Raw genomic sequence first — 13,289 nt, 5'->3', positions numbered from 1 at the left:
AAGAATTATGAAGTCTAGCTGTACCTAAGAGATCCTTCCCCAACCACATTAATTTCAATTAATTGAGAATCACTTTCAAAAAAATTCGTTTATGTGATTCATCTCACTGCTAGGCTTATTAGGAGAAGTTATAGTTAGGTTGTACAAATTATTGGAGGGATGATCATGCAATTTACAGTAGATACAAAAACAGGTGACATTGTCACTCAATTTCCTAAAGCAAGCTCCATTTTCAAACAATATCAGATTGACTTCTGTTGTGGTGGTAATCGCCCAATCGGAGAAGCTCTGGACGAACTAGAGTTAGATCGTGAGAAAGTATTAAAAGAAATCAACGACTTATATCAAGGAGCTAATACTGAAGAAGACACTGATTGGACACAAAAGAGTAATAGTGAACTAGTTAATCATATTGTTAGCGAGCATCATGACCATTTAAGACAGGTGCTGCCAGAAATCAGTGCATATGTCACTAAGGTGTATCATGTCCACGGTGGTAATCACCCGGAACTAACAACTATTTATACAGCTTTTCACCAATTAAAACAAGAGCTTGAATCTCACTTATACCAAGAAGAAAAAGCGCTCTTCCCGGTTATAAAGAATTATCGTGAGGAAGGCTCTTTAGATAAAGAAGAGATTGCACAAACCATTCGTGAACTAGAAGATGACCACGATCATTCAGGAGATCTACTAAAACAAATGCGAGAAGCAACGCAAGGATACCGAATTCCTGACGGTGCATGTAACACATTCCAATTAACATACCTAAAACTTGATGAACTAGAATCAGATATGTTCCAACACATTCACTTAGAAAACAACATTCTCTTCCCAAGATTCCTAGACGAAACAGCATCTTAAATTCAAAGCCACCCGCTCACACGGGTGGCTTTTTTTTGGTGCCTGTCACTTCCCGATTTTTGTCGAATTGTACCAATAAGTGGAAAGCGCTATGCATAAAATTGGAAACGTTGTTTAATAATAAGCGATGTGTATCTTTATGCAGGTAAGTTTTGGTATTTATTTAGGAGGTGAAGGATATGACGGGTCCGGCTTTAAAGAAGGTGGATGATCATGCGGCTATTCATGAGGCTGCTTTAAATGAAGCTAAGGAATTGAATGCGATTCTTTTTAAATTATTAATGAAAGATCAAAAAGAGAAAGCTTTAGAAGTGGCTCATGTTGCTATTGAACATTGGGAAACGCGAACATTAAGACACGCTGAGGCAGAAGAAACAGGATTGTATAAAGATCTTGTTAACGAATCGCCTGAACTAAAAGATTCAGTCACAGCTCTGATTCGTGATCATGATACGATGCGATATCTAGTAAAAGAAATTAAAGAAACGTTAGAGACAGATGGCATGAGCCATGAAGTCCTACAACAATTTCACACGCTCATTCATGTCGATATGTATCACAACTTAGAAGAAGAACGAATTCTTTCAAACCATTAACCTAGCTCATTGGAGGTGTACTTGATGAGTCAAAAAGAAACAAAAGAAAAATCTCAATCACTCATTTCCGTTTCACCAAAGCTCAATCGCGAAATAGTTTCAAGATTAGAAGAGCAATATCATATTCACTCGTACGATATTCAGGCAAATGCGATTAAGAAAGAAAACGGAATTCACATTTTGATTTATTTTGGTGAACACTTTACTCACAAGGAAGATGCCTTTTTCACCTATGAGCAGATCAATCAAATCAGTGATGAGATTAAGGAATTCATCGAAAAGACAGGAGAAGCTTGTAAACAAGTCTTAATTGATGATTACTACAAAATGATGGCACCTAAGTCGTCTTAAAAAGGAGGAGAAAAATTGTTCTTATTCGAGAATGAAGCAGATTGCGTTCAAGACCGGGAAGATCTCTTGCAGGTCCTTCGCATGCGATTCGGTGAAATCGCACCAGGTATTGTCGAAAAAATCTATGACATTAACAAGATCGAAACCTTGGAGCGTCTAATTCTAGCAGCTGCGAATGCACCATCCCTTCGAGTCTTCTTAGAAGAATTAGAGGCTGGCGATGAAAGCTTCAGATTAGTTGGAGAACGGTTTAATCCAATCGAAGCCACACACGAAGGGAGCGATACATATGGCGAAGAGAAGCAATAAAATTCTTGAGTCATTTAAATATATTAAAAAGGGTAAGAAAATCAATGATGGCTGGACAGAGGAAAGTCCAAGACCACGTGATTCAGAAGAAATTTACCGGAGAAGATGGCAGCATGATAAAATTGTCCGCTCCACTCATGGAGTTAACTGTACAGGATCCTGTAGTTGGAAAATTTACGTTAAAGACGGCATTATCACCTCAGAAACCCAACAAACTGATTACCCTTCAACTGGAGACGACTTCCCAGAGTATGAACCACGTGGATGCCCTCGTGGTGCGAGTTTTTCATGGTATACCTATAGTCCAGCAAGAGTGAAATACCCATATGTACGTGGCGATTTGTATGAGCTTTGGAAGGCAGAAAGAGAACAAGGTCACAACCCAGTAGAAGCTTGGGAGAATATTCAAAAGGACCGAGAAAAGCGGAATCGAATTGTTAAAGCACGTGGTAAAGGTGGTTTTGTACGAGCGGAATGGAGAGAGATCTGTGAAATTATTGCTAGTTCTCTCATTCATACGATTAAAAAATACGGTCCAGACCGAATTGTTGGTTTCAGTCCTATTCCAGCGATGTCTATGGTGAGTTATGCAGGTGGCGCTCGCTTTTTATCATTACTCGGTGGTACGTTACTCAGTTTCTATGATTGGTACGCCGACCTCCCTCCTGCTTCACCTCAAGTTTGGGGAGAGCAGACGGATGTTCCTGAAAGTGCTGATTGGTATAACACAAAATACTTTATTATTTGGGGGACCAATCTGCCACAAACACGGACACCTGATGCTCATTTCATGGTGGAAGCAAGATATAACGGTACCAAAGTCGTTGGAGTTAGTCCCGACTACGCCGAGTACGATAAATTTGCTGATGTATGGCTACCAGCAAGAGCGGGTACAGACGGGGCACTCGCAATGGCTATGACTCACGTGATTTTAAAGGAGTTTTACGTCAAACAACAAACTCCTTACTTTACCGATTACGTTAAGCGTTATACCGATTTACCATTCCTAGTCACTTTAAAAGAACATGATGGTGAGTATCGAACTGACCGATTCCTACGTGCAGCAGACGTTGATCGCTCGTATGAACTTAGCGAATGGAAAACGGTTGTTTGGGATCAGGCATCGAAACAAACAGAAATCCCAAATGGTAGCCAAGGTTTCCGTTGGGATGAAAGTAATCAATGGAACCTGGAATTAGAAAAAGAAGAAGGCACGGAAATTGATCCCCAATTAAGCTTCATTGGTGAATCCGATGAAGTTCTAAAGGTGACGTTCCCTTATTTTGCCGAGGAGGATGGTGGCTCTGTTCAAAGAGGTGTCCCGGTAAAATATATAACCGATCAAAATGGAAATCAGTTAAAAGTGACAACGGTTTATGATCTCATGATGGCTCATGTTGGTGTCGATCGTGACTTGCCAGGAGATTATCCTAAAGACTATAATGACGAACGCCCTTACACACCAGCATGGCAAGAAAGTATTACAGGTGTGAATAGGAATCACGTCATAAAAATTGCCAAGGAATTTGCTGATAACGCAGCGCGCACTAAAGGAAAATCAATGATTGCCATGGGTGGTGGAACGAACCACTGGTATCACAGTGATCAAATTTATCGCTCCATCTTAAACTTAATTCTTTTAACTGGTTCACAAGGTGTCAATGGTGGAGGTTGGGCTCATTATGTTGGTCAGGAGAAAGTTCGTCCAGTTGAAGGTTGGAGTGTAGTTTCGTTCGCACAAGATTGGGGCAATGTCCCACGTCAACAGAACGGAACGTCCTTTTTCTACTTTGCCACTGAACAGTTTCGCTACGAATCAGATGCAAATAAAGAAAATACAACATGGAGTGGCAAATACAACAACATGCATCCAGCTGATGTGAATGCTCTATCAGCCCGTCTAGGATGGCTCCCTTCTTTCCCACAATTCTCGCAAAACTCGATTGATATCGTGAAGGAAAGTCGTGATCAGGGGGCGCAAAATGATCAAGAAGTAATTGATGACGTCGTTAAGAAAATAAAATCAGGTGAAATTGAATGGTCGATTGAAAACCCTAATGATCCAAGAAACTTCCCAAGGGTCTTTTTCAATTGGCGTTCTAATCTTTTAGGGGATAGTGGTAAGGGCCATGAATATTTCGCCAAGCATTTAATTGGTGGAGAAAACCAGGTGATGACTGATGTCAAAAACTCCTGGCAGCCAGAATCTGTTAACGTAACTGACGATGCTCCTGAAGGTAAAACCGATCTATTTGTCAGTATTGACTTTAGAATGACGAGCTCTGGCTTATTCTCGGATATTGTCCTTCCTGCGGCGACTTGGTATGAGAAATATGATATTAGTAGCACGGACATGCACCCGTTTATACACCCGTTCAATGCAGCTATTTCACCACCATGGAAATCAAAGAGTGACTGGGATACATTCCGTGAGATTGCTAAAGTGTTCTCTGAATTAGCCGAGCAATATTTACCGAAGACTGAAGAGTTGTTAATGCGCCCATTAGGACACGATTCCCCTGGTGAGATAGCTCAGAGCTACGGGAAAATCAAAGACTGGCGAGAAGGTGAAGTCGAGCCAATTCCAGGTAAGACGATGCCGAATTTACAAATTGTTGAGCGGGACTATCCAAATGTCTTTAAGAAAATGACCTCAATTGGGCCCGAACTTAAAAAAGGCTATGGAGGTAAGGGTGTCAAAATTCCAGGCGAACCCGTTTATAAAGAATTGACCGATCGCTTAGGTGAATCAAAACAGGACGGTATCGGAAAAGGGTGTCCTGATATTTATTCCGACCGTAAAGCCATCGATGCAATTCTGCTTATGTCTGGTGCAACGAACGGTAAGCGAGCCGTAGCCGGTTGGAAATCCCTTGAGGCTAAAACAGGCCAAGAATTAACCGAACTTGCCGAAGCTAAAGAGGAAGAAGATTACACTCTAGGAGCATTAACGGTCCAACCAAGAACTTCTATTACGACACCCGTTTGGAGTGGTATGGAAAAAGACGGCAGACGCTACTCTCCGTTTACGGTCAATAAAGAATACAACATTCCGTGGCGTACGCTAACAGGAAGACAAAGTTTCTACCTTGATCACGAGATGATGTTAGATTTCGGAGAAGGTTTGCCATTATACCTTCCGCCACTTAAACATGATCCGTTCTTGAAAACGGATCAAGGTGTTGAAGAGAAAGGTAAATCGATTACGGTCAGATACCTAACTCCCCATCAAAAATGGGGAATCCACACAATGTTCACCGAATCAACCCAAATGGTTCAGCTATTTAGAGGTTGGCAAGTTGTCTGGATGAATGAAGAAGACGGAGCTGAAATTGGCATTAAGGATAACGACTTTATTGAAGTCTATAACCGAAACGGTGTTATTTCAGCAAGAGCTGTATTAACCTACCGAATCCCAAGAGGCATGGCTTATATGTACCATGCTCAGGACCGAACGATGGGAGTCCCTGGAACGTCGATCAACAAACAGCGTGGTGGTACACATAATAGTGTCACTCGAATCACCTTGAAACCAACCCATATGATTGGTGGATACTCTCAACTAAGTTATGGATTTAACTATTACGGTCCAACTGGTCACCAACGGGATACGATGGCGGTAATCAGAGCTCTTAAGGAGGTCGATTGGCTTGAGAATTAAAGCACAAGTTGCGATGGTGATGCACCTTGATAAATGTATTGGTTGCCACACGTGTTCAGTAACTTGTAAAAATACTTGGACAAACAGACCGGGTACAGAATATATGTGGTTTAATAACGTCGAAACACGCCCAGGTCCAGGGTACCCGAAACGCTGGGAAGACTTAGATCGCTATAAAGGTGGCTGGATTTTAAAAGATGGTACATTGCAATTAAGAGCGGGTGGCCCAATCTCCAAATTAGCAAACATCTTTTACAATCCAAACATGGCTGAGATGGAAGATTTCTATGAGCCATGGACTTACGATTATGACAATTTAATTCATAGTCCAAAAAGTGAAAACCTACCCGTTGCTCGTCCGCAATCACAAATTACTGGTGAGTATATTGATAAGCCTGAGTGGGGATCGAATTGGGACGATGATTTAGCTGGTGGTAGTGAAGTCGTCCCCCTTGATCCTAACGTTGAGAAGATGCAAGAGCACATCAAGATGGAATATGAAAAGACCTTCATGATGTATTTGCCTCGTATTTGCGAGCATTGTTTAAACCCATCTTGTGTGGCTTCCTGTCCTTCTGGAGCATTATACAAACGGGATGAAGACGGAATTGTTTTAGTCGACCATGATGCTTGTCGTGGCTGGAGATTCTGTCAAAACGGCTGTCCTTACCATAAGGTTTATTACAACTGGAATACGCATAAAGCGGAAAAATGTAACTTCTGTTATCCAAGGACTGAAGCAGGTCTACCAACAATTTGTTCAGAAACATGTGTCGGCCGCATTCGTTATATCGGTGTCGTTTTATATGATGCAGATAAAGTAAAAGAGGCCGCTTCTGTTGAAGACCCACAAGATTTATATGAAGCTCAACTATCTTGTTTCTTAGATCCATTTGACCCTGAAGTTGAGAAACAAGCTAAAGAAGCAGGAATTACTGAACCTTGGTTAGATGCAGCTAAAGAATCACCCGTTTATAAAATGGCGATGAAGTGGAAAATTGCTTTACCACTTCACCCTGAGTACCGTACATTACCAATGGTTTGGTATGTACCACCACTTAGCCCGATTATGAATCATATTACCAACGAGGATGAGCTAGATACAGACGGTTATATTCCAGCTGTTGATCAGATGAGAATCCCAGTTAAATATTTAGCCTCCATCCTTTCAGCTGACGATGAAGAGGTTATTCGGAAGGTTCTGCTTAAATTAACAGCAATGCGAGTATTCATGCGTGGTAAAACAGTCGGTGGTGTCGATGAATTTAAGCAAAGTGAATTAGTTAAAGAGGCCAATACCAGTCCTGAGGAGATTGAAGATATGGCACGATTACTAGGTGTAGCTAAATATGATGAACGCTACGTCATTCCAACGGGTCGAAGAGAAATGGATGATGATTTATATTACCAACAAGGTGCATGTAGCTTAGAAGATCTTGCACCAAAAGAAGGCATGAACCCTACATTTGCCTATATGAAAGCGAGAGAAAAAGATCATGAAACAGGATAAAAATGTGTTATTAATCAGTGGTTCGCGCTTACTCAGTTATCCGAGTAACCAATTTTTTTGGGACTTAAAAGAACTTAGAACGGTCATTGAAGACTTAGTGGATTCTGATCAAATTAAAGAACAATTAGATCAGGTTTTCGATTCGTTGATGTCCCTCTCTAGAAAAGATCTACAAGAATTATATGTGAGAAGCTTTGATCTACGAGAAAAAACCGGATTATATTTAACCGCCCATGAACTTGGCGATAGTACCAGACGTGGTGCTGCGTTGATTAAATTACAAAAAATGATTAATCAAGCTGGTTTTGAACGTGAAGATCAGGAGTTAGTCGACTATATTCCAATGCTTTTGGAATTTCTCTCGGCTGCTCCTTCAACAAACGAAATCGAACGTTTAGAGAGTCGATTAGCTGTCGCACTTGGCAGGATCTTAGACAATCTAGATGAGGACAACCCGTATCAAGAAATTCTGATGCTTCTATTGGAGCATGTATTCCCTACCCCATCTAAAGAAGATATTGAGCAATTGGAAAACAACCGAGAAGAAGCAGACTTAGAAGAACTGCCATACCCAATCATGTATCAATAATGTGTGGCATCCAATTTTAATCCAAGAGGAGGGATGTATATGACCGATATTTTTTGGTGGGTCATATTCCCATATATATCGATCACGATTTTAATTGTAGGTTTGATCTACCGGTATGCTTTTAACCAACTAAGTTGGACAGCCCCCTCAACAGAGTTTTTAGGAAAAAAATCACTACGGGCCGGGACTCTGTTATTTCACTGGGGAATCATCTTTGCATTTATTGGGCACCTCATGGGTATTTTAGTTCCTATTGAGGTTTATGTTGCACTTGGTGTGTCTGATTCAGCCTATAAATTCGGTGCGATCTATGGAGGGGGATTCGTCGGATTGATGGTTATGGCTGGGCTGATCATCCTATTAATACGTAAGGCAACGGTTGACCCTGTTCGAGTTAAAACAAGTTTTGCTGACTATTTCACCGTTCTAGCTCTACTATTTGTAGCTGGGACCGGCGTTTATATGACCATCATTTATAATCTAACGGTTGTTCATTATGAATATCGCTTAACCATTGGCCCGTGGTTTCGCAGTTTATTCACCTTGCAACCTAACTATGAATTGATGAGTGCTGTTCCGTTTATCTTTAAATTACATGTTATTTCTGCATTTGCGTTATTTGCATCTATCCCGTTCACCCATTTAGTTCACATGTTTAGCATTCCCGTTAAATACCCAGCAAGGCCACCACAACAATACCGTTCTAGATCAAACTACCGTGAAGAACAGCTGTAGTTTAGGTATAAAGGAGAACCGATCGAGATAAGGATGATCTCGATCGGTTCTTTGGTTGGATAGAGTGTACGATAGTGGGATTAATTTATGTGGTATGGGGGTGGGGCGAGGGTCGTGGATGAGGGTGGCTCCTTATTGACGGTTCACCTGCTTGTGGGAGGATTTCCGTTAATTAGATCGCTCCTTATTGACGGTTCACCTGCTTGCGAGAAGATTTCCGTTAATTAGACCGCTCCTTATTGACGGTTCACCTCGTTACGAGAGGATTTCCGTTAATTGGATCGCTCCTTATTGACGGTTCACCTCGGTGCGAAGGGATTTCCGTTAATTAGATCACTCCTTATTGACGGTTCGCCTCGGTGCGAAGGGATTTCCGTTAATTAGACCGCTTCTTATTGACGGTTCGCCTCGGTGCGAGAGGATTTCCGTTAATTAGATCGCTCCTTATTGACGGTTCACCTCGTTACGAGAGGATTTCCGTTAATTGGATCGCTCCTTATTGACGGTTCACCTCGGTGCGAGAGGATTTCCGTTAATTAGACCGCTCCTTATAGACGGTTCACCTCGGTGCGAAGGGATTTCCGTTAATTAGATCACTCCTTATTGACGGTTCGCCTCGGTGCGAGAGGGTTTTCGTTAATTAGACCGCTCTTCTTTGACCTCACGCTTCCTCTCAAGTGTCGTATCGGCATTGACACCACTTCTCTTTGACCTTACACTGACTCTCATGCATCGTATCGGCATTGAGACTTAGATCGTCCTCTCATTCAAATACACATACCATATCCTCAATCCATTTAAATAGCAAAAAGAGTTGTCTCTACAATTAAAGACAACTCTTACGGACTTCGAAACACTTCCAATCCATACTTTTGCAACGAAAATGCGCACCCATCAATATTCCTAACACCTACCATAAATAACTTTATGACTTATCCTCACCAAGATCATTAAAGACACCTACATAATATTGAGTCCTACCTACATTATTTTTAATCGGACTAATCGTAAGAAGCTCTGAATAAATGTCACCGTTCTTGCGTTTATTCCAAATCTCACCTTCCCAGAACCCTTCTTCTTCAATCGAGTTCCACATATCCTCATAAAACTCAGGACCATGTTTACCGGAATGGAGAAGTCGTGGGGTTTGACCAACTGCCTCATCCTTCGTATAACCGGTAATGCGAGTAAACGCAGGGTTAACATTTTGAATGACACCGTCCTTATTGGTGATCATGATCCCTTCTGCTGCACTTTCTATGACTCGTCGTTCAACATTAACTTGATCTTGATAATACATGAAAACAACAATTACAAAGCTGACTAGTGCAAACTCTGACAATAGCATAAAAGCAATCGCATGATGGCCGGTAATATTGTTGACGGCGGTTAACAGCAGTGGTGGGAAAAATCCACCAAGTCCCCCCATAGCCGAGACAATCCCGTTAACAATCCCAGCCTGTTTTGAAAAATATAATGGTACCAGCTTAAAGACCGTACCATTTCCAATACCAGCGGTCACCGCTACGGCCAATGAACCGACCGTGTACCAAATGATATCTGGTGAGAAGGATAGTAAAACTCCGGAAAAAGTAACCCCTAAAAAGACAAACATTAGTATTTTATAAGCATTAAATTTATCTGCTAAAAGCCCACCAACAGGTCGCATCAATGTCGCAATAACAATAAAAATAGCTGTCCGAATCCCCGCATCGACCGGTTCTAATTCAAAATTATCAACAAGAAAACTCGGTAAAAACATCGTAAAGGCCACAAATGCTCCAAACGTTATAAAGTAAAATAGACTTAAAAACCATAACGTTGCATTACTGTAGACACCTTTAATTTGCTCCACCATTGATTTTTTCGCACGTTCTTCTTTTCTGTCACCAAAAAAGAAGACAATTGCTGCAAATAATAATAGAAGGATTATAAAAGCGCGAACTGAATTTTGCCAGCCAATATAATCGGCAATGATTGGTGCACCAAAGGTTGTAATCGCAGTACCAATATTACCGACCCCGTAGACACCGTTAATAAATCCGTGTTTCTCTTTCGGATAATATTTAGGTAAGGAAGTTACACCAATTGAGAATGTGGCACCACCAATACCTAAAATCAATCCACCAATAACTAAATCGGCAAATGTTGTCGCGATACTGATATAAAAAACCGGAAATAACAAAATAATGAAGCTAATTAAAAACATTGTTCTCGCGCCAAAACGGTCGGTATAAAACCCTAAAGGGATACGCATTAATGAACCTAATATGACAGGAATCGCTGTCACTAATGAGGCTTGTCCTGATGTTAGCTCAATGTCCTCTCGAATATAGGGCATTAACGAAGAAATTAATACCCAAACCATAAATCCAATCACTAAACTGGAGGTCTGAACGGTTAGTTGTAATCCTGGTTTTTTCATCTCCTACCACTCCTCCTATTCCCTAAATATTGTTTGTTATTTGATCGGTTTTAAACGAGTAAATTGGACGAATAAACACTCGTTTGTAGTGATTAGTGATAACTTGTATCTTTGCTCATATGATTTAGGAAGGACACTCCCACTTTTAAGGAGGAATTTTGTGGCAACATTAAAGGATCGGTTTGGAAGACCTTTACAGGATCTAAGAATTTCCGTCATCGACCGATGTAATTTTAGATGTACTTATTGTATGCCTCGTGAAGTTTTCGGCAAGGATCACGTCTTTATGCCAAAAGACGAATTACTTAGCTTTGAAGAAATTGAGCGGTTAGCTACGATATTTTCAGAATTAGGAGTTAAGAAGATTCGTTTAACAGGTGGAGAGCCACTGTTAAGAAGAGATTTACCAATATTAATAAATAAACTCAGTCGCATTTCCGGTATAGAAGATCTTGCATTAACAACCAATGCTTCTCTTCTTACAAAAATGGCTGATGACTTAAAAGAAGCAGGACTTAATCGCGTGAATGTTAGTTTGGATGCATTAGATCCAGCTTTATTCCAATCCATTACTGATAGTAGCGCTACTTCTAGGCAAATTTTAAATGGAATTGACGAAGCTAAAAAAGTTGGCTTAGGGATTAAGGTCAATATGGTGCTCAAAAAAGGAATGAATGAGGAAGAAATCATTCCTATGGCTAAATACTTTAAAGACAAAGGGATTACACTTAGGTTTATTGAATTTATGGACGTTGGAAAGTCTAACGGATGGGACTACTCACAAGTCATTAGTAAACATGAAATTTTAGAAATGTTAGGTAATCACTTTAAATTAGAAGCTGTTGAACCAGAATACATAGGGGAAGTCGCCAAGAAATACCGATATGTCGGCACGAACACTAAAATCGGAATTATCAGTTCTGTCTCAGAGCCGTTCTGCTCATCCTGTACAAGAGCGAGGATTGCTGCCGATGGAATGATGTATAATTGTCTCTTCGCTGAGAAAGGAATCGATTTTAAAGCCAAACTTCGTAGTGGTCAAACAAAAGCAGAGATTAAATCAGCCATCACGAATATTTGGCAACAACGCAATGATCGATACTCAACCGAACGCACCCAACAAACAGCCAAACAGAAAAACAAAATTGAAATGTCTTATATCGGAGGATAGCTAAGTGCCAGGCACCTGTCGAAGGATACCGAATTCCTGACGGTGCATGTAACACATTCCAACTAACATACCTAAAACTTGATGAACTAGAATCAGATATGTTCCAACACATTCACTTAGAAAACAACATTCTCTTCCCAAGATTCCTAGACGAAACAGCATCTTAGATTAATAAGTAGAATAGCAAGTAATAAATGAAAAATGAGGTGCATTTGCACCTCATTATTTTTGTGATTAACATATTCTTTATCAATAGAGTTAGCGTCATTTCCCACTTGTTTTGCATATTCATATATCTGTATGAGCTTATTAAGCTAACACCCCATTCACTTCAATTTTTTAACTTATTGAATTTCCCATTGTAGTTTTTGAGTAGGATTTTCATGGTTTTTATACCACTCCATTAAGGCTTCAAATGAAGTATCGTCAATTTCAGCTATCGTGGTTATTAAACGTCCATCCTTCCATTCAATGCTAGATATCGGATATTCGAAACTCTCCAGCATTGCTAAGTTTTCTGGTGGTGAGATTTTCTGAAAATCCTCTAAATTAAAAATAACTACTTCATTTCTAAGGACTTCATCACCCTCATTTCGTCCAAAGAGAAAAGCTAGATAATCATTGTTCTGTTTTGAAACCTGCATAAAACTAGCTTCCGAAACCTTAAATGTATTAAAGTCACCCTGATTATGTTCTAACAAGAGTTGGTCACAAAGATTCGTTCCACAATTGTAACTAATAAGAAAATAATCCCTCTGCTTGTTTGAAAGTAAATAGTTACTTCGCATTCTATTCACTTCACTTTTCGGTTCATCAAACTGTTCTAAATATGATTGAAGAATTGGGATGTCCTTCTCTATATTGATATGTATAGTTTTTTGGTTAGGCAGTTCAATATCAAGAATTATTTTGTCGTCTTCCGTTTGATCTTCATTATTTCCTGATGAATTATCCTCATTTTCAGACGATTGGGTATGGTTCTCTTCTGTTTCGTTTTCATTGCTTGGACTACACCCGAACAAAATCATATTAGTGATTATTAGCATACTAATTAAGAATAGATTCTTCATAGTTGTCT

Annotated in this window: 11 protein-coding genes and 1 pseudogene; 10 read left to right on the top strand and 2 right to left on the bottom strand. The window is 40.2% G+C overall.

The genetic code is table 11. The features are described from left to right. Positions 1-165: 165 nt before the first annotated feature. From ric to narI, 8 genes are all read left to right on the top strand, one after another. The gene (gene ric / locus HWQ49_RS00150; RefSeq protein ID WP_223154905.1) at positions 166-864 is read left to right on the top strand and encodes an iron-sulfur cluster repair di-iron protein; all 699 of its coding nucleotides are present in this window, start codon (positions 166-168) and stop codon (positions 862-864) included. A gap of 179 nt (positions 865-1,043) precedes the next feature. Next, entirely contained in the window at positions 1,044-1,460 is a 417-nt protein-coding gene (locus tag HWQ49_RS00145; RefSeq protein ID WP_188205552.1) for a hemerythrin domain-containing protein, read from the top strand. A 24-nt stretch (positions 1,461-1,484) separates the two neighbouring features. Further along, entirely contained in the window at positions 1,485-1,811 is a 327-nt protein-coding gene (locus tag HWQ49_RS00140; RefSeq protein ID WP_188205551.1) for a hypothetical protein, read from the top strand. Between the two features lie 15 nt (positions 1,812-1,826). Then, positions 1,827-2,120 carry a hypothetical protein gene (locus HWQ49_RS00135; protein WP_188205550.1) on the top strand — a complete coding sequence of 98 codons (294 nt, stop codon included), beginning with the start codon at positions 1,827-1,829 and terminating at the stop codon, positions 2,118-2,120. Then, a complete protein-coding gene (locus HWQ49_RS00130; protein WP_188205549.1) occupies positions 2,101-5,781 on the top strand; it encodes a nitrate reductase subunit alpha in 3,681 nt (1,226 codons plus the stop codon). The genes HWQ49_RS00135 and HWQ49_RS00130 overlap by 20 nt, the downstream gene beginning before the upstream one ends. Next, positions 5,771-7,291, top strand: a complete 1,521-nt coding sequence (gene narH, locus HWQ49_RS00125) for a nitrate reductase subunit beta (RefSeq protein WP_188205548.1) — start codon at positions 5,771-5,773, stop codon at positions 7,289-7,291. Before HWQ49_RS00130 ends, narH begins: the two co-directional genes overlap by 11 nt. After that, positions 7,278-7,880 carry a nitrate reductase molybdenum cofactor assembly chaperone gene (narJ, locus tag HWQ49_RS00120; protein ID WP_188205547.1) on the top strand — a complete coding sequence of 201 codons (603 nt, stop codon included), beginning with the start codon at positions 7,278-7,280 and terminating at the stop codon, positions 7,878-7,880. The genes narH and narJ overlap by 14 nt, the downstream gene beginning before the upstream one ends. A 39-nt stretch (positions 7,881-7,919) precedes the next feature. After that, positions 7,920-8,615, top strand: a complete 696-nt coding sequence (narI, locus tag HWQ49_RS00115) for a respiratory nitrate reductase subunit gamma (RefSeq protein WP_188205546.1) — start codon at positions 7,920-7,922, stop codon at positions 8,613-8,615. Between the two features lie 925 nt (positions 8,616-9,540). Here narI and HWQ49_RS00110 read toward each other — a convergent pair. Next, on the bottom strand, positions 9,541-11,040 hold the full coding sequence (locus tag HWQ49_RS00110) for a nitrate/nitrite transporter (RefSeq protein WP_188205545.1): 1,500 nt from the start codon (positions 11,038-11,040) through the stop codon (positions 9,541-9,543). A gap of 160 nt (positions 11,041-11,200) precedes the next feature. Here HWQ49_RS00110 and moaA point away from each other — a divergent pair, with 160 nt between their 5' ends. Together moaA and HWQ49_RS00100 are read left to right on the top strand one after the other, a co-directional pair. Then, positions 11,201-12,211, top strand: a complete 1,011-nt coding sequence (gene moaA / locus HWQ49_RS00105) for a GTP 3',8-cyclase MoaA (protein WP_188205544.1) — start codon at positions 11,201-11,203, stop codon at positions 12,209-12,211. A 26-nt stretch (positions 12,212-12,237) separates the two neighbouring features. Continuing rightward, positions 12,238-12,378 (top strand): annotated as a pseudogene (locus tag HWQ49_RS00100) (iron-sulfur cluster repair di-iron protein); the annotation flags it as partial. Between the two features lie 177 nt (positions 12,379-12,555). Here the strand turns inward: HWQ49_RS00100 and HWQ49_RS00095 are convergent. Next, positions 12,556-13,281 carry a hypothetical protein gene (locus tag HWQ49_RS00095; protein WP_188205543.1) on the bottom strand — a complete coding sequence of 242 codons (726 nt, stop codon included), beginning with the start codon at positions 13,279-13,281 and terminating at the stop codon, positions 12,556-12,558. Positions 13,282-13,289: the final 8 nt, after the last annotated feature.

The sequence above is a fragment of the Alkalibacillus aidingensis genome, from assembly GCF_014595945.1.
Lineage (GTDB): Bacteria > Bacillota > Bacilli > Bacillales > Alkalibacillaceae > Alkalibacillus > Alkalibacillus aidingensis.
The sequence above is the reverse complement of the archived record's forward strand: the minus strand, read 5'-3'. Positions and strand labels throughout refer to the sequence as shown.

Excerpts from the sequence above, each read along its gene's own strand:
- ric (WP_223154905.1), top strand. The coding sequence starts at position 166 with ATGCAATTTACAGTAGATACAAAAACAGGTGACATTGTCACTCAATTT.
- HWQ49_RS00145 (WP_188205552.1), top strand. The coding sequence starts at position 1,044 with ATGACGGGTCCGGCTTTAAAGAAGGTGGATGATCATGCGGCTATTCAT.
- HWQ49_RS00140 (WP_188205551.1), top strand. The coding sequence starts at position 1,485 with ATGAGTCAAAAAGAAACAAAAGAAAAATCTCAATCACTCATTTCCGTT.
- HWQ49_RS00130 (WP_188205549.1), top strand. The coding sequence starts at position 2,101 with ATGGCGAAGAGAAGCAATAAAATTCTTGAGTCATTTAAATATATTAAA.
- narJ (WP_188205547.1), top strand. The coding sequence starts at position 7,278 with ATGAAACAGGATAAAAATGTGTTATTAATCAGTGGTTCGCGCTTACTC.
- narI (WP_188205546.1), top strand. The coding sequence starts at position 7,920 with ATGACCGATATTTTTTGGTGGGTCATATTCCCATATATATCGATCACG.
- HWQ49_RS00110 (WP_188205545.1), bottom strand. The coding sequence starts at position 11,040 with ATGAAAAAACCAGGATTACAACTAACCGTTCAGACCTCCAGTTTAGTG.
- HWQ49_RS00095 (WP_188205543.1), bottom strand. The coding sequence starts at position 13,281 with ATGAAGAATCTATTCTTAATTAGTATGCTAATAATCACTAATATGATT.